Raw genomic sequence first — 22935 nt, 5'->3', positions numbered from 1 at the left:
GGGCATTTTCCAATGCCCGGTCGCAGCCGACAATGTGACAAGAGACTTATGAGGAGGTCACCTTGGCCAAGGTAACCGGGTTTTTGGAAATCGATCGGCAGGAACAGAAATACGCCCCTGCCTCCGACCGTATTCGCCACTTCAGGGAATTCACCATCCCTCTGGCCGAAGATGAAGTTCAGCGCCAGGCAGCACGCTGCATGGACTGTGGCATTCCGTTCTGCCACGGACCGACCGGCTGTCCGGTTCATAACCAGATTCCAGACTGGAACGATCTTGTTTTCCAGGGTGACTGGGAGCTGGCAGTGCGGAATCTGCACTCCACCAACAATTTCCCGGAATTTACGGGTCGTATTTGCCCTGCGCCCTGCGAAGAAGCCTGCACGCTCAACCTTGAAGACGTTCCGGTGAACATCAAGTCCGTTGAGCAAGCCATCGCTGACAAGGGCTGGTCCGAGGGTTGGATTGTTCCCGAACCAGCTGCTTCCAAGACCGGCAAGGCAGTCGCCGTGGTAGGATCCGGCCCTGCGGGGATGGCAGCAGCACAACAGCTGGCTCGTGCCGGTCATACGGTTCACCTTTATGAGCGCGAACCCAAGGCTGGTGGCCTGCTGCGTTATGGCATTCCAGACTTCAAGATGGAAAAGCACTACATCGACAAGCGTGTGGCGCAACTGGAAGCCGAAGGTGTCACCTTCCATTACAACGTCGATGTAGGCAGCACGGTGTCTCTAGATGAGCTCGCGGAGCGCCATGACGCCGTGATTCTATGCGCTGGTGCGGAACGCCCCCGCGATCCCGGTGTCGGTGGCATGGAGCTGGAGGGCTGCCACTGGGCGATGCCCTATCTCGTCCAGCAAAATCGCCGTGTCGGCGGTGAGCCGGAAATTAGCGCCACAAGCAATGAGGCCCCGATCTGGGCCGCAGGCAAACATGTTGTCGTGATCGGTGGCGGCGATACCGCATCTGACTGCGTGGGCACCGCTTTCCGCCAGGGCGCGCTGTCCGTCACACAGCTGGATATCCGTCCCATTCCGCCGTTGATGGAAGACAAGCTGACGGTTTGGCCCTACTGGCCAACGAAATTCAGAACATCCTCGTCCCAGGCGGAAGGCGCTGAACGCGAGTTTTCGGCAGCAACTCTCGCGCTTGTCGGCGAAGACGGACATGTGACTGGCGTAAAATGCGCGCGTGTAGACGAAAAACGTCGCCCGATTGAAGGCACCGAATTCATACTACGTGCAGATCTCGTTCTCGCAGCAATCGGCTTTTCGGGTCCACGGCTCGACACCTATATCGCTCAGGCAGGTGAAAAGCTCGAGCTGGACGGTCGCACAAATGTGAAAGCCAACACGGACGACTATAAGACCAGCATCGACAAGGTCTTCGCCGCAGGCGACGTTCGCCGTGGTCAGTCACTGGTTGTCTGGGCCATTCGGGAAGGACGACAGGCCGCACGGGCTGTCGACAAGTTCCTCACCGGCACGACCAATCTGCCGGTCTAGAACTCGCAGTATAGTTGACGGAAAGGCTGCCGAACGGCAGCCTTTTTTGTTTGCACGGTTGATGCTGACGAGACCGAAATTCCGAAATCGCCAGCTATTGAGAAATCCGTGCCGTGTTGTCGACGCGGTCGGCCACTGATTGAAGTGGCCTGCCCTCAACGAAATACTGGTGTGCCAGGGTTTCACCCTCACCAGCTTCCTGATCGACATCACCGCCAAGCAGCACATCTTCCGGGGATGTGGTTCGCCCAGTTAAAACGATGAAATCAGGGTCATCTTCGACGCCCTCGAAAGCAAGCCCCCCATAGCCTCCAAGAAGACGTGAAAGCTGGCGTTCAACAAAGAACGCAACCTTCCGATATCCTGCCCAGGTAAAGCCGATCTTGTCGTTAGTGCGCAGCCTCAGGTTCTTGCCGTCCACATCCGGACCGTAGGAGGAATATTCACCTGCGTCCGACAGAAACACGTCCCAAAGATCGATGAAATATCCGCGTTCGGCTTCCGTTTGACCGCGAAAAACATCGTTCAACAAGACAATGTCGGTGTTTGTAAGCGCGTTGCCTGTCGGCGCCAGACCCACCCAAAGAACCGGTTTGCGCTCCTGACGGATGGTTCGCACGAGGCTACCGACCTTCGTCTCATAGGTGGACCACCAGCCATCGACACCAAATTCTATCGGCGGTTCGGACGGAAAGCGTTTGCCCAGATCTTCTCGGCCCATTGTGATGACAACGGCCTTGACGTCCGCCCCGCGCACCTTCGCAAGAACACGCGCGTTCCAGTCCGGAGCGTTGTCGCCCGCAAGGCCGCTTTTGTCCTCGGTCAGGGTTTCAACACGAACCATGGGTTTGTCGGCAAGTGTGAACGCAAGGCCATCGGCGACACCCCGAGCCATTCGATCCCCAACGACCAGAATAATGCCGGCATCAGGGTCCTTGGGAGTCTCGACAAACCTCGGGGCAGCCGCAGTCGAAGTGCGGTGGGTACTAGTATCCGCCTGCCTGGATCTCGTGGTGCGGCGCTTTCTGGTCTCTACACCAAACATCTTCAAAAACGGACTGAGCGGATTGAAGCTTCTCGACTTCCCAGGCGCTGGCCGGATAACAGCGCCCGAACTTTGCGCCATCGCCTCGCCAAAGATCGACACGCAAAAGACAAGCGTGATCGCGATCAGGCAAGCGCTCCGAACGTTAGCCAACAGAGAGAAATTTGCGCCAAACCGACGAAGAGCCACTGGAACTGTCCCATCCGGAGTGCATTGCCGGCAATTCTAGCTGTCCAGTTTGATCCTTGCCAGCAAAACCACAGAAGCATAACCATCGGGGATCAATCCCCTAGCTTTTTGATATGCTCGAATGCCACGCCGGGTCGCGGGACCGATCCTGCCGTCTGCTGCCCCAACATTAAATCCGCGACGGTTAAGCTCCGACTGCAGCTCCGCCGTTTCGGACCTTGAGAGAGGCATATATTCGCGCGACCAGTCGCCAGCCAGCGTCCCGCCGCCGATAATCCGGTCGGCCAGGTGACCAACCGCAAGCGCGTAGGCAGTCGCGTTGTTGTAGCGCTTGATCACGTAGAAATTGCGTAGCATCAGAAAGGCCGGTCCGGAGGCTCCCGCCGGCATGACCAGAATTGCCTTGTCACCTGGCCGCGGAAAGTCACGCCCGTTCGCCCGGCGAACACCCTGACGACGCCAATCACCCAGCGTCAGGCTCATATCATCATCCGCCATACGGAAATCGAAGGAGCGCGGCAGAACAACCTCATAGCCCCATGTCTTGCCGGTCTGCCATCCATGCTTCTTCAGATAATAGGCGGTCGACGCGAGCGCGTCCGGAACCGACGTCCAGATGTCGCGCCGTCCATCGCCATCATAATCCGCGGAATAAGCTTCCCAGCTCGACGGCATGAACTGAGTGTGGCCCATCGCCCCTGCCCAGGAACCTTCCATATCGCTGAAACGAACATGGCCAGCCTGCACAATAGACAGTGCCTTCACCAGTTCGCTGCGCCAGAATTTGGTTCGCCGTGGGGCAGCATAGGCGAGGGTTGCAAGCGCTCGAATAACGTTGTGCTTGCCCATGAAGCCACCGTAGTTGGTCTCCATGCCCCAGATGGCCAATACAGCCTCGCGGTCAACGCCATATCGGGCTTCGACATTCCGCAAAACAGTATCATATTCAGTCAAAAGCTCGCGACCACGGGTCACCCGCGCCTCGGAGACGGCACTATCAAGATAGTCCCAGACCGGCTTTACGAACTCGGACTGCTTTTCCATCAGTCGTAGCGTGTCAGGATCCGGGTCCATGCCCGTAAACACAGAACGGTAAGTCGACGACGAAATGCCAGAAGCCTTCGCAGTTGGCCAGAAGTCGGCAACAAATCGGTCAAATCTCTGGTCTGCGATTGCAGCCGCCGAAAACAGCGCAGCAAAAGCGGTTACCAAAAGCGTCAACGAAATTCGGCGCATTTCTGCCCACTTCTTAGCTATGTCCGAGATCATTGGCACAGTGAAACTTCCCAGAGTTTTCATAGAGGCCTCCCAGTGCCTTCCTGTTTCAAAACCAGCTGCTCGACTTGCGAGATGCTGGCACCGCCTCGCGGCAGAATCATGTCGTTCAGCCGGTTTCACACTCTCAATGACGGAACCGGACACCAGCCTGAATCGTGTTCTGGTCATAATCGCCCCCCTCGCTCGAGCTGGTGAATTTCTGATAGTTGTACTCAGTTCGAAGAGCGATGTTCTGCGTCAGGGCAAACGTCATCCCGACCAGACCTGTGAATGTCTGCTCTTCGATAGAGGCGCCCTGATAGGTTCGGTAATTGTACCCCGCACCCGCTTCTCCAACGATACGATCGCTGAACTCATGGGCGACCCGCAGGTCGCCGGAGTAGATGATCGAGCCGGACGCACCGTCGATGTCCGTCGCTTCGAAGCTCGTTCCAAGACCGCCGGTCACGGTCGTCAGACGTGACGGCGACCACACAAGCGACGCATCCACGACCATCCCAGAGAGGCTGTCCAGACGCGCGTCATCAAGATCTTCAATTCGCCACCCGGCACCAATCTCTCCTGACAGTTTTGGCCCTGATGCAATGTTCACGCCGCCACGGAGCTGATAGCCATTTGCATTCCGCTTCTCGCAAATGGAATCGCTGCAGCTTCGATCATACCGGCGGACCAGGAGAGAACCTTCAACAAATGGCGAAAGCGACGCACCGGTGTTTGCGTCCAGTCGCAAATTGGCAGAATAGAGCGAGTTATCGCGCCCACTCGAGGTGCTGCCATCGTCATCCGCGGTGTAAACATTTCGGTCGAGCGCCCCACGCAAGGTCACAGCCAGCAGGCCAGCGTCCCGTGTGACGCCGAGACCTGCCGAAAGCTGATGGATGTCATCGCTGTCTCCGGAGCTTTCAGCGCTCGAAGCGTCTTCCCGTGAATAGGTATATGACGCAGTGCCGTTGACGGTGGTCCGGCTGTTTAGATCCAGCCGAAGGGCCGCCGACGCGGTCAAGTTGGGGTCGTCGTCATCAGAAGCATCCGGGTAGCTGATATAGCTGCCTCGTAGGGCTAGGTCCAACTGATGGCGCGACCAGCCAGAGGATGCCGTTATGTTGGGGGCAATCGTGTATTGCTTACCCGAGCTTCCCGAAGCTGTCTGAGAGGTATTATCGGTCCAGCCGCCAGTGATCGTGACCTCTGGCAAAATCGTGAAAGTTCCCAGGCGAATGCCTTCGGCTTGATCGAAGCTCGTGTCACCGCCGAACACGCTATCGATTGGCGACGGTCCTCCGGTAGATTGCAGTCGGCTAACCGCTGCCAGTCGGTCAGCAAAAGGCCGGGCCGGCGAAACCCGGCCAGCGCCACTGAGACCCGTCGATCCATCCTCTGCTGTCGCGTCATTGGAAGAACCACGAAGCGCGAAGACACCCGGGTCGGAAGCGTCTGTTGCCGCCTCATCAACGCCGTCCTGGTCATCCGAATTGCCGCTATCGTCAGCAGACAGCCCTCCACGCAGATCCGCTCCAAGATCCTGGGCGTTGGTCAGACCACTTGAGATCATGAGCAAGCTGACAAAAATGAGCGGAAGGCGTCGCATTTATAACCGGTTTGAAAGGGCTGATGGCACGTACCGCCAAAGTGCCCAATCATGGTTAATTGTTTGTTGATTTTCGCAAATTGAGGACGGTCGCGGAAAATCGCTCGGTGCCGCAGATGAGGTGCGCCCCTCAACTTGCACCTCTATCAAACCTAGCTTAGACACGATCCTTCGGGGCAAGTAAAAGAGCAAGGATACCCAATGCCAGACCTCTCCAAGGATTCAGCAGCCGTGACCGCCTCGCAATCAGAGACACCAAGTTTCCTTGCAACGGCAGAACGCACGCTTGAAACCGAAATTGCTGGTCTGAGCGCATTGCGCGCCGCCTTGCAGAATGGTCTTTCCGCATCATTCGTGGAAGCGGCAGAGCTGATTTCAAAAATTCCTGGCCGCGTTATTGTCTCCGGCATCGGCAAGAGCGGCCACATCGGCGTCAAACTCGCCGCCACGCTTGCCTCGACCGGTACTCCTGCGTTCTTCGTGCACGCGGCCGAGGCAAGCCATGGCGACCTGGGCATGGTGACACGTGACGATGTCGTGATCGCCCTCTCCTGGTCTGGCGAAACACAGGAACTTGCAAGCATCGTTGCCTTCACACGTCGTTTCAAGGTGCCGTTGCTTGCCATTACATCGCGAGAGAACAGCACGCTTGGCAAAGCCGCCGACATTGTTCTGAAGATGCCAGCGGTAACAGAAGCCTGTCCTCATGGTCTCGCTCCGACGAGTTCAGCCCTCGTTCAAATGGCAACTGGCGATGCGCTGGCAATCGCTCTTCTGGAAAACCGCGGGTTCACCGCTCAGGACTTCCGGACCTTCCACCCAGGAGGCCGCCTGGGCGCCAGCCTGAAAACAGCAAGAGACATCATGCATAGCGGTGATGCTGTTCCGCTCGCCCCTATCGGTCTGCCAATGCGCGACGCGATCGTTCTCATGTCGCAGAAGGGTTTTGGCGTCCTGGGTGTTACTGATGACCTGCACCGCCTCATCGGCATCATTACGGATGGCGATCTTCGACGTCATATCAGCACGGATTTCCTGGACAAACCGGTCGAGGAAATCATGACCAAAGGCCCAAAGACCATCGAGCCGTCAACGCTCTCCGGCTCTGTGCTCGAGATGATCAACGCCTCCGAGATCACAACCGTGTTCGTTGTCGAGGACAATCGTCCAGTTGGTATCATTCACCTGCATGACCTGTTGCGCATTGGCGCCGCATAGCGGGCATTTCACAAAAGTTGCTTCAATTCGCCCCCGCGGGACGCACTTAGATTGCTGCGGTTAGGAATTGATTAGCCTTGCTGACCTTAGAATGAACATCAAATTGTAACGGCTCTCGAGCCTGTAGTTTTGGTGTGCGTAATGGATCTGGCGACGCTAGTCGGGATTATTGGTGCCTTCGGCATCGTTGTGACCGCGATTTTCCTGGGCGGAAGCTTCGGCCAGTTCGTCGATGTGCCCTCAATGCTCATCGTGATCGGCGGCGGCTTGCTCGCGACGCTGATCCGTTTTCAGCTTTCTGACATCGGCAGCGCCTTCGGAACAGGCATCAAGGTCGCCCTCGCGGGCAAAAGCGCCAGCCCGCGGGATCTGATCTCGGAGATCACGAACCTGGGTGAAATCGTCCGCAAGTCCGGTCCGCTTGGTCTGGAAAACGTGGATGTGTCCGATCCGGTGCTGGCAAAGGGCGTCCAATACATCGCCGATGGCTACGAGCTCGAATTCATCAAGGAATCCATGGAACGCGAACGTGACCTTCAGCTCACGCGACTTTCCGAGGGCAAACGGGTGTTCAAGGCACTCGGAGATTCCGCGCCTGCATTTGGAATGATCGGGACCCTGGTGGGTCTGGTGCAGATGCTTGCCAACATGGACGACCCCGCTGCCATCGGTCCCTCTATGGCCGTTGCGCTGCTGACCACACTCTACGGCGCCCTTATTTCAAACATCATCTGTCTGCCCCTCGTCGAGAAACTCGACGCAAAGTTCGATGTCGACGAAGTGAACCAGACCCTCATCATTGATGGCGTGCTTCAGATCCGCGAATCCAAGAGCCCGGCGCTGATCAAGGAGATGTTGATCGCCTACCTGCCGGATAAGGCACGCGCCGAAATGGCTGACGCTGCCTAACTCGCGCTAAACGGTAAAGGACGCACTCAATGGCGAGAAAGAAGCAGCAAGGCGGCGGCGGTGCACCTGATTGGCTGGTGACCTTCGCCGACCTTATGTCTCTGCTTGTGTGTTTCTTCGTTCTGATCATTTCCTTTTCCATTCAGGACAAGGAAAAGCTCCAGGTGGTGGCAGGCTCAATGCGCGAAGCATTCGGTGTGAAAGACACCTCCAAGCGCACTGGCATCATTGAGGTCGAGGGCATCCCGATCCGTCAATACATGAAGGACATCACGCAGGTTCCTCAGGAGGCCGATTCCGATTTTTCTCAGGTTCGCCACGACAGTCGTAGCAAGCAGGGTCCCGAGGCAAACACGCACGACACCACCGAAGCCGAGATCGAGAAGCCACGTCAGTTTGCGACGGCAGCCGCTTCTTTGCGCCAAGCCTGGCAGGAGATGCCAGAAATCACCGAGATTTCCAGCAACATCATTCTGGAAGAGTCGGAAGAAGGCTTGAACATCCTCTTGATCGATCAGGACGGTCGATCCATGTTCCGGGAAGGTTCGAAGTATCCGTATGAGACGACACGACGGCTCTTGGCCAAAATGGCTCCCGTCCTGTCCCAGATGCCGAACCGTATCGAGATCACAGGTCACACAACCGCTGGCCGCCAGTCACCTGACCCGTCCTATACAGGCTGGGACCTGTCGACCGAGCGCGCGAATGTCGCCCGGCAGATCCTGAATGAGTATGGCGTACCCGACGATCAGTTCTTTGGTGTCATCGGCAAGGCAGATACTGAGCCGATGTTCCCGAATGACCCTTATCTGGCAGCAAACAGGCGGATCGGCATTCTCCTGAAAGCTGAAGCGCCGCCGGTGCCCCCCGGCCACAAGCTCTGACGACGAGCCAATTGCCGCCTTGCAAAGCCTAAGCCTCAGCCGTCTCGTCTGCAGCTTCAACCACAAGCCGTGCGCCATCGATCTCGGTGACACGAATCTTGGTTCCAGCTGAAAGGTCCGGGCCGGTGATGCGCCAAACCGTGTCATCGACAGATAGCTTGCCAGCCCCTTGCGAAAGCGGTGTTTCCAGCACGAAAACACGGCCGATATAGCGGCTTCCGCGGCGGTTGAGACCTGGATCACCCGCCTCCGAAGAAAGCTTGGCCATCAATCGTCGACCGATAATCAAACTGACGAACGACAAGATCAAAAAGATCACCAGCGCGGTCTGCCAGCTCAGGTCGACGAACAACGCCAGTGTTCCCACCAAAATCGCAGAAACGCCAAACCACAAGAAGATGGTTCCTGGAGCAAGGATCTCGAGCCCCAGCAAGAGCAAGCCAAGGATCCACCAGCTCCACGGGCCAAGCTCGGCAATCAGCCGTTCAACAATGCTCAACTGTCGGCTCCCTCGCCTGTACCGGCATCCGGAACTCTGCCGGAGCCACGCGCGGCTTTGCCGTCAGTGTTGCCAAACGCCTCTTTTGCGATTTCCCCGATGCCGGAAAGCGCGCCGAGAAGAGACGTCGACTCCATGGGCAGGATCAGCGTCTTCTGATTTCGGGAGGTCGCAAGTTCCCGGAATGCCTCGACATATTTGTTTGCAACGAAGTAGTTGATCGCCTGCACATCGCCATCCGCGATGGCCTTGCTCACCATGCTGGTTGCCTTGGCTTCGGCCTCAGCTTCACGCTCGCGCGCCTCCGAATCCCGAAACGCAGATTCACGGCGCCCCTCGGCCTGCAGGATCAGCGACTGTTTCTCACCCTCAGCCTTGAGAATTTCGGACTGGCGCTTGCCTTCCGCCTCCAGAATCGAAGCCCGTTTTTCGCGCTCGGCCTTCATCTGGCGGCCCATCGCCTCAACAAGATCCCGCGGCGGATTGATGTCCTTGATTTCAATACGTGTGATCTTGATGCCCCATGGCTCCGCAGCCGCATCGACGACATTCAGCAGTCGGGCATTGATTTCATCGCGGTTTGAAAGCAGTTGGTCCAAATCCATCGACCCCATGACAGACCGGATATTGGTCATGGTCAGGTTCAGGATCGCGTTCTGCAGCCCCAGGACCTCATAGGCAGCACGTGCTGCATCGAGCACCTGATAAAAGGTCACACCATCCGCCGTCACGGTGGCGTTGTCTCGGGTGATGACTTCCTGGGAAGGGACGTCGAGCACCTGCTCCATCATGTTCAGCTTGTGCCCAACGCGGTCAATGAACGGGACAATGAAGTTCAAGCCGGGCGAAAGTGTGCGCCGATATTTGCCGAAACGCTCGATGGTATAATTGAAGCCCTGCGGGATCGTCTTCACGCCGGCGAAAATGACCAGAATGACGAGAACCAGAACCACGAGCAAAACGATATCGAAACCGAAGAATTCCTGAGGCATTTAGCGCTCCAAAGTGCGAGGCTTGGGACTTTCTCCGAGTATGCGTTTGTTTCTCAGTCGAGGCCACCCCGCAAGATACGGTGAGACACAAAAAAGGGGAGCACTTGGCTCCCCTAGACGGATGTAGTTGTGGCCAGATCTGATCAGATCCAGCCGCCCAGTTCCTGGCGAACGATATGCTCAAGAACCTCGATCCCAAGGCCGCTGTCGTTCAGGCAAGGGATGTGGGAAAAATTCTCTCCGCCATTTTCTTCAAAGATCTCCCCAGCCTCGCCGGCAATTTCTTCAAGCGTTTCAAGGCAATCTGCGACAAACCCAGGATTCATGACGGCAATGTTCTTGACGCCCTCCTTGGCGAACTTCTCGACGGTCTTGTCGGTGTATGGCTGCAGCCATTCTTCGGGTCCAAAACGCGACTGGAAAGTCACCTGCAGCTTGTCTTTGCTCCAGCCAAGCACGTCTCGCATCAACCGCGTCGTCTTCTGACAATGGCAGTGATAGGGGTCACCCTTTTTGAAATAGGACTGCGGAATGCCGTGGTAGGACGTCAACACCACATCAGGCTCGAAATCCAGAGCGGCTAAATGCTGCTCGACGGACTTTGCCAGCGCGTTCACGTAGACCGGGTCATCATGGTAGGGCGGCACGGTGCGGATCGCGGGTTGCCACCGCATGTCCAAAAGCGCCTTGCAAACCTCGTCATTGACCGTTGCCGTTGTTGCGGCAGAGTACTGCGGGTAGAGCGGAAAGATCAGGATTCGATCACAACCATCGGCCTTGAGCGCTTCGAGCCGCGAGCGGATCGACGGATTGCCATACCGCATAGCCCAGTCAATCGACAAACGCCCTCCTTGATCACCCATGATCTCAGACAGCTTGTCTGACTGGCTCCGCGTTATCGTACGAAGCGGCGACTCGTTGCGATCATGGTTCCAGATTTCCTCGTAGGCCTTGCCCGATTTGCCCGGACGCGTCATCAGGACGATGCCGTAAAGGATCGGATACCAAAGCGCCCGCGGCCACTCAATCACCCGCTTGTCTGAAAGAAATTCGCGCAAATAGCGCCGCATGGGCCAATAGCTGGTGCCATCCGGGGTTCCAAGATTGACCAGAAGAACACCGATCTTACCGGTCTTGACCGAAGGATGGTCAGATGGAAGGTGAACCTTCCGCATCTCAGCTGCAACATCTGCAGAAACGGGTGAAGTCGGTTGGACGGTCATAAGATTTCCGCTGGATTTCTGTTGGTCTCGTGGGAGCAATAGACTGCGCAAGTGGCTCTCGCCAATGCGGCATAATTCCTTACGCTTCAGCTCAGCTTTTAGATCATAATGATTCTAAATTAAAGCGAAGCCATCCGAACCCCCAAAATCAAGAAGATCGAGCACCGCTCAGCCATAGTCCCGTTCGTCACTGATAACCTTGCCATCATTCGGCAGCGCACCAGGGTTTACGAGCAACACCGTACCCCTGAGCTTGGTCACATCCCGCAGGGAATGCGTTAGTCTGTCACGCAGGTTCTCGTCTTCGGCGGCTGCCGTTTCAACCGACAGCATCATGTCGTCGCTTTCGCCAAGGCGCTTGACCGTCAGGCGCGCTTTCTCGATCTCGTCATACGCCTCGACAATTTCGGCAACTTGGGCAGGATCCACGAACATGCCCTTGATCTTGGTACGCTGGTCCGCGCGCCCCATCCATCCCGCGAGACGGCTGTTGGTCCGGCCACACGCAGACTGTCCGGGCAGCACAGCCGACAAGTCTCCAGTCCCGAACCGGATCAGAGGGTAAGTCCGATTGAAACACGTAACCACAAGCTCGCCGACCTCTCCTTCCGGAACAGGATCTCCAGTGCCAGGACGGACGATTTCGACAATGTAGTCCTCATTGACGATCATGCCTTCGCGCGCCTCACTCTCGTAGGCAATGACACCAAGATCTGCCGTCGCGTAGCATTGGCCGACAGAAATGCCCGCCGCTTCGTATTCCTCACGCAGGGAGGGAAAGAGAGCGCCGCCGGAAACAAGAGCTCTCTTGATCGACGAAACGTCACGCCCCTGCTCAGCGGCCCGGTCAAGAAGCACCTTGAGATAATCCGGTGTGCCTATGAAACCGGAGGGCTTGAGCACCTCGATCGCTTCAATCTGCATGTCCGTGTTGCCAACACCTGCCGGGAAGACCGTGCAGCCAAGAGCCCGCGCGCCATGATCAAGAATGAATCCGCCCGGCGTAAGGTGGTAGGAGAAGGCATTGAAAACTAAGTCGCCCTTTTGGAAGCCCGCTGCAAAAAGAGCGCGCGCACCGTTCCAGGGATCCTCACCTACCGCCTGCGGTTCCCAGATCGGACCCGGAGACATGAACACACGCTCGACGCCGGTCAGGTCGCCAGCCAAAAACCCTCCGAAGGGCGGCTCTTCCTTTTGCAACCGCAAAAGGTCAGTTTTGCGCAGGACCGGAAGCGATGCCAGGGCGTTTCGATCTGTCACAGCCGCTAAGTTCTGGCCAGCAAGATGCCGCGCCCAGCCGGGGGCATTGGAGGCAGAAAAAGCCAGAAAATCAGGCAACCTGGCAAAAAGCTCCGCCTCGCGCTGAGCAGGTGTCACCCGCTCGCGCGCATCAAACATTTCATCGTTCATGATCGGTCTCCGCGTTGCAGGACTAGGCCAGCCAGCGCTTCCTTCTCTTGTAATGCTTGACGTTCTTGAAAGACTTCCGCCCCTCGCCGCCGACCCCCAGGTAGAACTCCTTGACGTCCTCGTTCTCACGGAGTGCCTTGGCATCCCCATCAAGAACGATACGCCCGGATTCCATGATGTACCCGTAGGTCGCGTATCTCAGGGCAACATTGGTGTTTTGCTCGGCCAGCAAAAACGACACGCCCTCGTTGTCATTTAGCTGTTTGACGATCTCGAAGATTTCCTCAACGAGCTGCGGTGCCAGACCCATTGACGGTTCGTCGAGAAGGATCATTTTCGGCCGGCTCATCAGGGCGCGGCCAATGGCGCACATCTGCTGCTCACCGCCCGACGTGTAGCCTGCCTGGCTCTGCCTGCGCTCTCGCAAGCGCGGGAAATAATTGTAGACCATCTCGAGATCCGCACGCACTGCCGCTGCGCCGTCCTTGCGTGTGTAAGCGCCGGTGAGAAGGTTCTCCTCGATCGAAAGATGGCCGAAGCAATGCCGCCCTTCCATGACCTGTATGCATCCGCGGCGTACAAGCTCATTGGGTGACAGTGATTGAACCTCATCGCCGTCGAAAAGGATCTTTCCCTTGGTGACTTCACCACGTTCGGCGCGCAGCAGGTTGGACACCGCTTTCAATGTCGTGGTTTTGCCAGCGCCGTTCGCACCGAGAAGGGCGACGATGCCACCTTTCGGTATGGTCAGGGAGACACCCTTCAAGACAAGGATGACGTGGTCGTAGATCACCTCGATGTTGTTCACCGACAGGATCGTTTCTGCGCCCGCGTCGACGGTCTGTGCGTCGTTGGGCTTGGTCATCGCTTGGATCGTCATTCTCAAATCACTCCGGAAAGAGCCCCGCCGCAACATGCGGCGGGACAGTTGGCCCGAAACGGGCCGTGCTGACCGATCAGTTCGGGCAGGCTTCCGTGCGCTTTGGCCACGGTGCATTCTTTTCAGCGTAGTCCTTTGCCGCTGCTTCCAGCAGTGGGCGAACCAGGTCCTTCATTGGCTCGATCCAACCACTGGCAACAGCCCACTTTTCTCCATCCCACTGTTGAATAAAGACAGGGTGGCTGCCCGCATGGTCTTCACAGGTCACCTTCATTGGATGAGCAAAGCCGGTCAGACCAAGTTCGGCCAAACGTTCATTGGTGAGATCAAGCGTCTCCAGGCCCGCGCGCATGTCTTCGCCGGTGATGACTTTCTTTCCGGTCAGCTGCTGCGCGGCACGAATGCCTTCAGCAATGATGACCGAGTTCAAGACACCGCGGTTGTAAAGCGTTGAGCCAATGCTCTCCGGATCCGTCTGAGACTTACCGGCATCGACGACAAGCTTCTTGATGTCCTGGATAGCCGGATAGTCGCTGCCCACTCCGGAGAAGTTCATTGCCTTGTAGCCCTTGGCACCCTCGCCGCCAGCAGCAGCGTCATCATCTCCAGCCGACCACCAGACACCAATGAACTTGTCCATCGGATAGCGGATCTTGACGGCTTCCTTGATTGCAGTCGGGCTCATCGCACCCCAGCCCCACATGATCATGTAGTCTGGGCGGTCACGGCGAACATTCAGCCACTGAGAAGACTGGTTCTGCATTTCCTTGCCCGGAACCGCGTATTTGACCAACTCGAAGCCGAATTTTTCAGCCATCTGCTCGAACAACGGGATCGGCTCACGGCCATAGCCTGCGTCCAGGAAGATGTAACCGATCTTCTTGCCTTTGAGGTTCTCGAGGCCGCCTTCCTGCTCACCGATGTATTTGATGGCAACGGAAGCACCATCCCAATAGGTGTCAGGAACATTGAAGACCCATGGGAACGTGTTGCCATCAGCCGCAGCTGAGAGGCCATACCCCATGGACAGAACAGGGATCTTGTCGACAGCTGCCTTCGGGATCAGCTGCAGTGTAATCCCGGTCGAATAGGGATTGTAGACAACGGCATTCTTGCCTTTGGTTGCCTCGTAACATTCAACGCCTTTTTGAGCGTTGTAGCCGGTCTCGCACTCCTCGATCACGATCTTCACGCCGCCGATACCGCCATCACGCTCATTGAGCATCTGAAGGTAATCATTCATGCCGTTGGCGATGTGAATGCCGGATCCGGCGTACGGTCCGGTCCGATAGGTCAGGAGCGGCACATAGTTGCCATCCTCTGCAGCGGCTTCCGCGACGTATCCGGATGCCCCGATGGCAAGTGCGACGGCCGAGCCAATCGCAAATTGCTTGAAGTTCTTCATCCATTTCCTCCCTTGCAGTCGCTGATTGAGATTGCGACTGCCGAACCGGTTTCGCCATTCCTCCCCGGACAGGTTCGAAGTCCAGATGGCGTTGTCAGAGCGCGGCTGCCTAGTAAGGGAAAGGCCACACTCGAAGCTTTTGCTTCCCGATTTGCCAGAGCCGCGCAAAACCATGCGGCTCAACGATCAGAAAGAAGATGATCAGGGCACCGACGATCATGAAAGTCAGATGCTCAACAGTCTCGGCCCCGATCTCGATGCCAATCGCACCCGGCACAAATTTCAGGAACACAGGCAGGATCCAGATAAAGGCCGCGCCCATAAAGGACCCCGCGATACTGCCAAGGCCGCCCAGGATGACCATGAACAGGATCTGGAACGACAGGGTGATGGAGTAGGATGATGGCTCAGCAGCGTTCAGCCAGAAGAACACCATCATCGCCCCCGCAACACCACAGATGTAGGACGAAACGGCAAAGGCCAAAAGCTTGGTCTGAAGCGGTCTGATCCCCATCAGTTCGGCAGCGATGTCCATATCGCGGATCATCATCCAGGACCGTCCGATCCGCCCACGCATCACATTTGCGATCAATCCTGCGATCAGCACCGTAATGACCAGCACCACGAAGTAACGTGCGATCGGCGTGGCTTCCGCGCCCGAAATCGTCACCCCGAACATCTCACGTTTCGGTATCTCGATCGCCCCTGATGCATTGTAATTGTAAAGCCAGGGGATCCGGATGAAGCACCACTCGAGAAAGAACTGCGCTGCAAGAGTGGTAACAGCCAGATAGAGGCCTTTGATCCTCAAACTGGGCAACCCGAAGATCGCACCGACACCGGCGGAAAACACGCCAGAGACCAGAACCAGAAAAATGACATTCACGTCCGGAAAGATGCTGGTCAGCTTATAAGCCGCATAGGCACCAACGCCCATGAATGCGCCCGACCCGAGCGACAGCTGACCAGCAAATCCGGTGAGCACATTGAGACCGATCGCCGCCAGTGAAAACACCAGGAACGGGATCATGATGGACGTCAGGAAGAAGTCGTTCGCGGTCAGTGGAATGACGATAAAGGCGACGAGCAAGATGACAGCCAGACCGATCCGGTCCTGCCGAATTGGAAAGAGCGACTGATCCGCCTCATAGCTTGTCTTGAACTGGCCAGCTTCGCGATAAAACATGATTACACCCGCTCGATGATTTTTTCGCCGAAGAGACCCTGCGGACGGAACAAGAGGAAGATGAGGGCGATGATATAAGCGAGCCAGGATTCAATCCCGCCACCGACGAGGCCGCCCCAGTAGATCTCACCGATCTTCTCTCCGAAGCCGATGATCAATCCGCCGATAATCGCGCCTGGAATCGACGTAAAGCCGCCAAGGATGAGGACCGGCAACGCCTTGAATGCGACGATCTCCAGCGCAAAGGAAACGTCCGAACGCGCGCCCCACATGATGCCCGTCGCCAAGGCAACAAGACCCGCTGCAAACCACACGATTGCCCAGATCTGATTGAGTGAAATCCCGACGGACAGCGCCGCCTGGTGGTCATCCGCAACGGCACGAAGCGCCCGGCCGATCCGCGTTTTGTTGAAGAAAATGCCAAGCGCAGTCACCATGATGATCGCGATCACGGCTGCTGCGATATCAATGTGCTGCAGGATGACCAGACCACGTTCACCCATCTCGAAAGCGGTAGAGCCGGTCGGCAGGCCCAATTCCTCGGCGATCATGCGCTTCGGCTCCCCGCCAAAGACGAATTCTCCAAAGCCGATCAGGAAGTAAGTCAGCCCAATGGTCGCCATCAGCAAGATGATATCCGGCTGATTGACCAGGGGGCGCATGACCACACGTTCGATACCATAGGCCAGAACGCCCATGACGCCGATGGTTAGGATCAGCGCGAGGAAAGCTGGAACGCCGTTCTCATGAAGCCCCACGAGCGTCAGACCCGCAAACACCACCATGATGCCCTGCGCAAAATTGAAGACACCTGAGGCCTTGAAAATCAAAACAAAGCCGAGCGCGATCAGCGCATAAAGGATCCCCGCCACAAACCCTTCCCACAAGACCTGCAGGAAAAAGTCGGGCATCTCGACCATCTGGACGAAGGGGTCAATGAAAATATCGTAGAGCATCTCTGGTTCCCCTCAGTGGCTCACGCCGAGATAAGCGTCGATCACAGCCTGGCTTGCCTGAACGTCTCCGGGTGCCCCGTCAGCGATCTTCTTGCCATAATCGAGGACGACTACCCGGTCAGAGAGATCCATGACGACGCCCATATCATGTTCGATCAGGGCGATCGTGGTGCCAAATTCCTGATTCACGTCGAGAATGAAGCGACTCATGTCCTCCTTTTCCTCGAGGTTCATGCCGGCCATGGGCTCATCGAGAAGCAGTAGATCAGGCTCCATGGCGAGGGCTCGGCCGAGTTCGACGCGCTTTTGCAGGCCATAAGGCAATCTGCCGACCGGCGTCTTGCGGATCGCTTCGATCTCGAGAAAGTCGATGATTTCCTCGACCTTTTTCCGATGTTCGATCTCTTCAGTCCGCGCCGGCCCTATCCAGGCCATTTGCAGGAAGAAGTTCTTGCGCATCTTGAGAGACCGACCGGACATGATGTTGTCGAGTGTCGTCATGCCCTTGAAAAGCGCCACATTCTGAAAGGTGCGGGCGATACCCTGGCTGGCAGCTTCATAGGGCTTCATTTTCCGGCGCACCTTGCCCTGCCAGGTGATCGTCCCTTCCTGAGGATGATAGAAGCCGTTGATGACGTTCAACATCGAGGTCTTGCCGGCCCCGTTGGGCCCAATGATCGCGCGGATCTCGCCCTTCTTGATGTCGAACGAGATGTTGGTGATCGCTTTGACACCGCCAAAGGACAGCGAGACATTGTCGACTCTCAGGAGGTCTTCCCGTTCCACAGCGAAGTCATCTTGCGGCAATTCATTGTTGCTTATGATAGCGTTCATTCTGCCGCCTCCTGATGGGCTGCACCAAGAGAGTGAGGCGTCATGTCCCGGATCTCTACCGTGGCTTCAATAGCCCCCGTGCGTCCGTCCTCGAAGGTCACTTCCGTTTTGACGTATTTCTCTTTCGAACCGTCGTAGAGCGCCTCGATCAAAGCCCCATACCGGTCGGAAATGAAGGTTCGCCGCACCTTTTGCGTCCGCGTCAGTTCGCCGTCATCCGCGTCGAGTTCCTTATGCAGGATCAGAAAACGCTGAATCTGCGCGCCGGCCATCATTGGCTCGCTCGCCAGGTCCCGGTTGACCTGGTCTACATGGCTTTCGATCATCTCATAGACATCGGGATGAGCAGCCAGTTCCTGATAACTGGCGTAATTGACGTTGTTCCGTTCCGCCCACGAGCCGACCGAAGTCAAATCGATGTTGATGAACACGCCAACCTTTTCGCGCTCGTTGCCAAAGGCAACCGCCTCTTTGATGTTGGGGAAGAACTTCAGCTTGTTCTCGATATACTTGGGCGCGAACAGGGCCCCGTCGGTCAGCTTTCCGACGTCCTTAGCCCGGTCGATGATCTTCAGATGTCCGTTGTCGGTGATGAAGCCGGCATCGCCCGTGTGGACCCAGCCTTCTTCCGTCTTGGTAGAGCGGGTCGCCTCGTCATTCTTGAAATAGCCGACGAAAACGCCCGGCGAACGATATAGAACCTCGCCGCTTTCAGCGATCTTGAGTTCAACATCCGGCGCTGGCTTGCCAACCGTATCTCCGAAAATTTCCCCATCAGGCTGAAGTGTGATGTAGACGCTGGCCTCTGTCTGACCGTAGAGCTGCTTCAGGTTCAAGCCGAGCGACCTGTAGAACTGGAAGATCTCCGGGCCGATCGCCTCACCGGCGGTATAGCCGACCTTAAGGCGCGTTAGACCCATGCGGTTCTTCAGTGGCCCGTAGACAAAGAATTCACCCAGACCATACAAAACTCTGTCCTTCAGGGAGACTTGTTCCCCATTAAGGATCCTTTCGCCGACGCGCTTGGCCACCCCCATAAAGACGTCGAACATCTTTTTCTTGCTGGTTCCAGCATCCTCCATTCGGACAAGGATGGACGTCAGCATGTTCTCAAAGACGCGTGGCGGCGCAAAGAAATAGGTCGGCGCAATTTCCAGGCGGTCGACGTCGATCGTATCCATGCTTTCCGGGCAGTTCACGCAATAGGCTGCGGTGAAGGCCTGCGCCAGGGAAAAGACATGATCGCCGATCCACGCCATCGGCAGATACGCCAAGACCTCCTCGGTCTCATCAAGATTATCGAAGCGGTTTCCGTTACGAGCCGAAATCACGAGGTTGTCGAAGGACAGCATGACGCCCTTCGGCCTGCCCGTCGTTCCCGACGTGTACAGCATCACGGCGATGTCGGAGCCCGTGGCGTCAGAGAACCCTTCCACCCAGGCATCAGCGGCATTCTCATGGGCCGCGAGCACAGCGCGGCCGCGTTCCTGCACAGTCTCGAAGTGATGAAGATGGCTATGGTCATAGTCACGCAATCCGCGCGGCTCGTCGTAGACGATTTCGGTCAGGCTCGGCACCTCATCCGTCATCGACTGAAGCTTGTCGACCTGTTCCTGGTCTTGCACGACTGCGAACCGAACCTCGGCATGACCAAGAACGAAGGCCATCTCTTCGGCAACGGAATCAGCATAGACAGGCACCGGCACGGCGCCCACCGCCTGAGCTGCGACCATGGACCAGTAGAGCCTGGGACGGTTGGAGCCGACGATGGCAACCTTGTCACCCTTGGCGAGCCCAAGCTCTTTCAAACCAAGTGACAAGCTCCGAATTTCATCGAGAACATCTGCCCAGGTCCAGCTTTGCCAGATCCCGAAATCCTTTTCCCGAAAAGCTGTCCGGGTTCCGAAGTCCCGCGCGTTGCGCAGCAGAATCTTCGGAAAGGTGTCCTCGCCGCGCGAAGCGACGTCGGCCAACCCTGCCATAGCGTGTTCCATCCCTTTTAGGTTCGCCCCGTTTGCCGGGGTCGAATTTTATGAACCCATCAAACAACCCATTGGCCACGCCGTTCAAGGCCTTTTTGTTTTATTGAAACAGCCAACTGGACTGATGAGCCCGAAGGAAAGGCTAGGACGGCGACATTGCCGCAGTATGTTTCAATTGTGACGAATTGTTTCAGGTGCGCTCAATGCACGGCAGAAAGGAAAGGTTCTGGCCAATCGCGAACAGCCGAAATAGTGTCTTGGCCATGGAGGAGACCACAACCGTACAGTCACAGATCGACCTGCTACAGGCCGCGCTGGACCACGTAAATCAGGGTTTCTCTGTTTTCGACAAGGACTTGCGTCTTGTCGCCTGGAACAGGGGACTTTGGGAGATGCTCGACTTTCCGCAGGCGCTCGCCAAGCGCGGAACTCACCTGGAGGAGTTTTTGCGCGTCAATGCGGAACGCGGAGAATATGGCCCGGGCGACACGAGCGGCAAGATCCAGCGCCGCCTCGATCGGGCACGGCTGTTCGAATCCCACTACTTCGAGCGCGTCAGACCCAACGGCCAGATTATTTCGGTGAGCGGTACGCCTCTCCCCCAGGGAGGTTTTGTGACCACCTATACGGACGTCACCAAAGACCGCAAATTGCAGGAAAAACTGGAAAGAACCGTTGAGGAGCGCACGCGCGCCCTACGCCAGAGTGAAGACTGGCTCCGATTGGTGACCGACAATATCCCAGCACTCATTGCGTATATGGCACCTGGCCCGATTTTTCGGTTCGCCAACCGGCGCTATGCGGAGTGGTTCGGGCACTCCATCGCCTCGGTCGCAAATCGCCCCGCTGCAGAAGTCGTTGGCGAAACGCTCTTTCGGGAGATCGCACCACATATCGAACATGCGTTTCGCGGGAATGCCGTATCTTACGAGTATGTTCGCAAACGTCCGGACGGAGAGACCGTGTCCATGCGGTCAACGCTGATCCCGGACATGACCAAGGACGGTCGTACGCTGGGCGTGTTCGTGTTGTCCCTGGACGCGACCGAGCAAAAACGCAGCGAAGCGACGTTGATGCAGTCGCAGCGCATGGATGCTGTGGGCAAACTCACCGGCGGCCTGGCCCATGATTTCAACAACCTGCTGACAATTTTGATGGGCAACCTGTTGAGCCTCAGCCGGCAAGAGGGACCTTTGCAGCCCGAGGCTTTGAAGGCACGTGTCTCGCCGATGATGCAGGCAACGCAGCGGGGAGCGGATCTGACGCAAAGGCTTTTAGCCTTCAGCCGCGGCCGACCGGTCGATCCCCAGGTCGTGCCCCTTGCGACCGTTTTGGAAAACGTCTCCGCGCTGCTGCAGGGATCTCTTCCACCTCCCGTCCAACTTGTCGTGGACGATTGTCCGCCGAACGTGGCAGCTCGGATAGACCCGACACAGATGGAAACGGCTCTGATCAATCTCGCGTTCAACGCCCGTGATGCCATGCCTGAGGGCGGAGAGCTGCATATCTCGTCCGAAGAGGTAGAGATAGATGAGCGGCGTGCGGCTGACCTGGATGTCACGCCGGGAAAATTTGCCTGTATCAACGTCTCCGATACCGGTGCCGGAATGGACGAGGACACCAAGCTTCGTATTTTCGAACCTTTCTTTACGACCAAAACCTTCGGAACGGGAAGCGGCCTCGGTCTGTCTATGGTCTATGGCTTCATGCGGCAATCGGGCGGAGCCATCGAGGTTCTTTCAACGGTAGGCAACGGATCCAGGATCAGACTTTTTCTCCCTGCCTTGCCGATTTCAGATGCCACCACGTTCAATAATGCAAACGGTTCAAACGAACTGCCACTCGGTGATGGCGAGCTTCTCCTGATCGTTGAAGACAACGCTGACATCGCGGAGGTGCTCGCAGAGCAGGTGCGCGACCTCGGCTACACGGCTCTTTTGGCGGAGGGCGCGGAAGACGCCAGATCTCTCGCAGCGGAGCTCCCTGAACTTCGGGCAGTACTTAGCGACATTGTCATGCCCGGCCAGATGAACGGTCTTGCCCTTGCCCGAGAAATCCGCTCCAGCCGCGCAGATCTCGGGATAGCACTGATGACAGGCTACGCGGATTGGGGCAATCTCGAGACGCCGGAGAAGGAAATAGACTTTCCGGTCCTGACCAAACCGCTGCGCCCGGAAAAACTCGCCATCGTTCTCAAGCAGATCATGAGCATATGACCTTGACCGCCCGCTTCACAGACCCCGGCCACATATCTTCTTCACTTGCATTCATTGTCGATGATGAGCCCGATATCGGCGCGCTGGTGACCGAAGCGATGAAACCGTTCGGGATCTCCGGGCGTGTATTCGCATCCGGGGGCGAACTTCTGGAGGCCCTGCAGCTCGAGACGCCTGCTGTCTGCTTGATCGATCTTGGTCTGCCCGACATTGACGGAATGTCCCTGATCAATGAGATCCGGAAGACATCTTCGGTTCCGATCATCGTCCTTTCGGCGAGAAATCACTCATCTGATCGCGTAATGGGCCTCGAGATGGGGGCCGATGACTATGTCGTCAAACCCTTCGACCCCCGGGAAGTGGTCGCAAGAATCCGATCCATCCTGCGCCGCTCCGGCGATCATCCATCCCCGGAACCAGCGATACGGCAAGCGCGCTTTGAAGGCTGGACATACCTTCCCTCATCTCACTGCCTCACCTCACCCGACGGCGAAGAGACGTTCCTCTCCACCGGGGAGGCAAGCTTGCTCGATGCGTTGCTACGCGCGCCGAAGAGAGTGCTGAGCCGAGACTATCTTCTGGAGCACGGCGGCCGGGATGAGAGCATGGATCGTTCGATCGATGTCCGGATCTCACGCATCCGGAAAAAGCTCAGCACTGAGCACAAGCCAAGCCTCATAAGGACAGTCTATGGCTCTGGATACATGCTTGCCGCGGCGGTCACCTGGTCCTGATA

At 57.0% G+C, this 22935-nt stretch carries 19 protein-coding genes; 6 read left to right on the top strand and 13 right to left on the bottom strand.

Annotated features, from left to right (window positions below):
* Nucleotides 1-62: 62 nt before the first annotated feature.
* Nucleotides 63-1505, top strand: a complete 1443-nt coding sequence (locus IG617_RS10920) for a glutamate synthase subunit beta (RefSeq protein ID WP_192109269.1) — start codon at nucleotides 63-65, stop codon at nucleotides 1503-1505.
* 94 nt (nucleotides 1506-1599) lie between these two features.
* Here IG617_RS10920 and IG617_RS10915 read toward each other — a convergent pair whose 3' ends face one another.
* The 3 genes from IG617_RS10915 to IG617_RS10905 all read right to left on the bottom strand — a co-directional run bounded on the left by IG617_RS10915 (nucleotide 1600) and on the right by IG617_RS10905 (nucleotide 5605).
* Nucleotides 1600-2550, bottom strand: coding sequence for an SGNH/GDSL hydrolase family protein (locus tag IG617_RS10915; RefSeq protein ID WP_476705547.1), 951 nt, complete (start codon nucleotides 2548-2550; stop codon nucleotides 1600-1602).
* A gap of 225 nt (nucleotides 2551-2775) precedes the next feature.
* Nucleotides 2776-4038: a lytic murein transglycosylase gene (locus IG617_RS10910; RefSeq protein WP_420826149.1), complete on the bottom strand. Its 1263-nt coding sequence runs from the start codon at nucleotides 4036-4038 to the stop codon at nucleotides 2776-2778.
* 103 nt (nucleotides 4039-4141) lie between these two features.
* Complete coding sequence (locus IG617_RS10905) at nucleotides 4142-5605, bottom strand: outer membrane beta-barrel protein (protein ID WP_192109268.1); 1464 nt, start codon at nucleotides 5603-5605, stop codon at nucleotides 4142-4144.
* Nucleotides 5606-5806: 201 nt separating this feature from the next.
* On the opposite strand from IG617_RS10905, the gene IG617_RS10900 reads away from it, so the two are divergent.
* The 3 genes from IG617_RS10900 to IG617_RS10890 all read left to right on the top strand — a co-directional run bounded on the left by IG617_RS10900 (nucleotide 5807) and on the right by IG617_RS10890 (nucleotide 8616).
* Complete coding sequence (locus IG617_RS10900; protein WP_192109267.1) at nucleotides 5807-6823, top strand: KpsF/GutQ family sugar-phosphate isomerase; 1017 nt, start codon at nucleotides 5807-5809, stop codon at nucleotides 6821-6823.
* A 141-nt stretch (nucleotides 6824-6964) separates the two neighbouring features.
* Nucleotides 6965-7732, top strand: coding sequence for a motility protein A (locus IG617_RS10895; RefSeq protein WP_192109266.1), 768 nt, complete (start codon nucleotides 6965-6967; stop codon nucleotides 7730-7732).
* Between the two features lie 29 nt (nucleotides 7733-7761).
* On the top strand, nucleotides 7762-8616 hold the full coding sequence (locus tag IG617_RS10890) for an OmpA/MotB family protein (protein WP_192109265.1): 855 nt from the start codon (nucleotides 7762-7764) through the stop codon (nucleotides 8614-8616).
* A 28-nt stretch (nucleotides 8617-8644) separates the two neighbouring features.
* Here the strand turns inward: IG617_RS10890 and IG617_RS10885 are convergent, their stop codons facing one another.
* The 10 genes from IG617_RS10885 to IG617_RS10840 form a co-directional block, all read right to left on the bottom strand.
* Complete coding sequence (locus IG617_RS10885; RefSeq protein WP_192109264.1) at nucleotides 8645-9115, bottom strand: NfeD family protein; 471 nt, start codon at nucleotides 9113-9115, stop codon at nucleotides 8645-8647.
* Nucleotides 9112-10107 (bottom strand): SPFH domain-containing protein, encoded by a 996-nt coding sequence (locus IG617_RS10880; protein ID WP_192109263.1) that lies wholly within the window; start codon nucleotides 10105-10107, stop codon nucleotides 9112-9114. Before IG617_RS10880 ends, IG617_RS10885 begins: the two co-directional genes overlap by 4 nt.
* A gap of 143 nt (nucleotides 10108-10250) precedes the next feature.
* Nucleotides 10251-11330 (bottom strand): ferrochelatase, encoded by a 1080-nt coding sequence (gene hemH / locus IG617_RS10875; protein WP_192109262.1) that lies wholly within the window; start codon nucleotides 11328-11330, stop codon nucleotides 10251-10253.
* Between the two features lie 168 nt (nucleotides 11331-11498).
* Nucleotides 11499-12740, bottom strand: coding sequence for a phenylacetate--CoA ligase family protein (locus IG617_RS10870; protein ID WP_192109261.1), 1242 nt, complete (start codon nucleotides 12738-12740; stop codon nucleotides 11499-11501).
* 22 nt (nucleotides 12741-12762) lie between these two features.
* Entirely contained in the window at nucleotides 12763-13620 is an 858-nt protein-coding gene (locus IG617_RS10865; RefSeq protein WP_420826148.1) for an ABC transporter ATP-binding protein, read from the bottom strand.
* Between the two features lie 76 nt (nucleotides 13621-13696).
* Nucleotides 13697-15025, bottom strand: a complete 1329-nt coding sequence (locus tag IG617_RS10860) for an ABC transporter substrate-binding protein (RefSeq protein ID WP_153771858.1) — start codon at nucleotides 15023-15025, stop codon at nucleotides 13697-13699.
* Between the two features lie 109 nt (nucleotides 15026-15134).
* Nucleotides 15135-16211 carry a branched-chain amino acid ABC transporter permease gene (locus IG617_RS10855; protein ID WP_153771857.1) on the bottom strand — a complete coding sequence of 359 codons (1077 nt, stop codon included), beginning with the start codon at nucleotides 16209-16211 and terminating at the stop codon, nucleotides 15135-15137.
* A 2-nt stretch (nucleotides 16212-16213) separates the two neighbouring features.
* A complete protein-coding gene (locus tag IG617_RS10850) occupies nucleotides 16214-17167 on the bottom strand; it encodes a branched-chain amino acid ABC transporter permease (protein ID WP_153771856.1) in 954 nt (317 codons plus the stop codon).
* 12 nt (nucleotides 17168-17179) lie between these two features.
* Complete coding sequence (locus IG617_RS10845) at nucleotides 17180-18001, bottom strand: ABC transporter ATP-binding protein (protein ID WP_192109260.1); 822 nt, start codon at nucleotides 17999-18001, stop codon at nucleotides 17180-17182.
* The gene (locus IG617_RS10840) at nucleotides 17998-19983 is read right to left on the bottom strand and encodes an AMP-binding protein (RefSeq protein ID WP_192109259.1); all 1986 of its coding nucleotides are present in this window, start codon (nucleotides 19981-19983) and stop codon (nucleotides 17998-18000) included. The genes IG617_RS10845 and IG617_RS10840 overlap by 4 nt, the downstream gene beginning before the upstream one ends.
* 203 nt (nucleotides 19984-20186) lie before the next feature.
* On the opposite strand from IG617_RS10840, the gene IG617_RS10835 reads away from it, so the two are divergent.
* Both IG617_RS10835 and IG617_RS10830 read left to right on the top strand, forming a co-directional pair.
* Complete coding sequence (locus IG617_RS10835; protein WP_209008418.1) at nucleotides 20187-22199, top strand: PAS-domain containing protein; 2013 nt, start codon at nucleotides 20187-20189, stop codon at nucleotides 22197-22199.
* A complete protein-coding gene (locus tag IG617_RS10830; protein WP_192109258.1) occupies nucleotides 22196-22933 on the top strand; it encodes a response regulator transcription factor in 738 nt (245 codons plus the stop codon). Before IG617_RS10835 ends, IG617_RS10830 begins: the two co-directional genes overlap by 4 nt.
* Nucleotides 22934-22935 lie beyond the last annotated feature (2 nt).

The sequence above is a fragment of the Roseibium polysiphoniae genome (assembly GCF_014842925.1).
Lineage (GTDB): Bacteria > Pseudomonadota > Alphaproteobacteria > Rhizobiales > Stappiaceae > Roseibium > Roseibium polysiphoniae.
This window is presented reverse-complemented; position numbering and strand designations above follow the sequence as displayed.

Bases quoted from the DNA above. Each gene is read 5' to 3' on its own strand.
- IG617_RS10880 (WP_192109263.1), bottom strand. From the start codon at position 10,107: ATGCCTCAGGAATTCTTCGGTTTCGATATCGTTTTGCTCGTGGTTCTG.
- IG617_RS10860 (WP_153771858.1), bottom strand. From the start codon at position 15,025: ATGAAGAACTTCAAGCAATTTGCGATTGGCTCGGCCGTCGCACTTGCC.
- IG617_RS10855 (WP_153771857.1), bottom strand. From the start codon at position 16,211: ATGTTTTATCGCGAAGCTGGCCAGTTCAAGACAAGCTATGAGGCGGAT.
- IG617_RS10865 (WP_420826148.1), bottom strand. From the start codon at position 13,620: ATGACGATCCAAGCGATGACCAAGCCCAACGACGCACAGACCGTCGAC.
- IG617_RS10830 (WP_192109258.1), top strand. From the start codon at position 22,196: ATGACCTTGACCGCCCGCTTCACAGACCCCGGCCACATATCTTCTTCA.
- IG617_RS10835 (WP_209008418.1), top strand. From the start codon at position 20,187: ATGCACGGCAGAAAGGAAAGGTTCTGGCCAATCGCGAACAGCCGAAAT.
- IG617_RS10910 (WP_420826149.1), bottom strand. From the start codon at position 4,038: ATGAAAACTCTGGGAAGTTTCACTGTGCCAATGATCTCGGACATAGCT.
- IG617_RS10850 (WP_153771856.1), bottom strand. From the start codon at position 17,167: ATGCTCTACGATATTTTCATTGACCCCTTCGTCCAGATGGTCGAGATG.
- IG617_RS10895 (WP_192109266.1), top strand. From the start codon at position 6,965: ATGGATCTGGCGACGCTAGTCGGGATTATTGGTGCCTTCGGCATCGTT.
- IG617_RS10905 (WP_192109268.1), bottom strand. From the start codon at position 5,605: ATGCGACGCCTTCCGCTCATTTTTGTCAGCTTGCTCATGATCTCAAGT.
- hemH (WP_192109262.1), bottom strand. From the start codon at position 11,330: ATGACCGTCCAACCGACTTCACCCGTTTCTGCAGATGTTGCAGCTGAG.
- IG617_RS10900 (WP_192109267.1), top strand. From the start codon at position 5,807: ATGCCAGACCTCTCCAAGGATTCAGCAGCCGTGACCGCCTCGCAATCA.
- IG617_RS10845 (WP_192109260.1), bottom strand. From the start codon at position 18,001: ATGAACGCTATCATAAGCAACAATGAATTGCCGCAAGATGACTTCGCT.
- IG617_RS10915 (WP_476705547.1), bottom strand. From the start codon at position 2,550: ATGTTTGGTGTAGAGACCAGAAAGCGCCGCACCACGAGATCCAGGCAG.
- IG617_RS10890 (WP_192109265.1), top strand. From the start codon at position 7,762: ATGGCGAGAAAGAAGCAGCAAGGCGGCGGCGGTGCACCTGATTGGCTG.
- IG617_RS10870 (WP_192109261.1), bottom strand. From the start codon at position 12,740: ATGAACGATGAAATGTTTGATGCGCGCGAGCGGGTGACACCTGCTCAG.
- IG617_RS10840 (WP_192109259.1), bottom strand. From the start codon at position 19,983: ATGGCAGGGTTGGCCGACGTCGCTTCGCGCGGCGAGGACACCTTTCCG.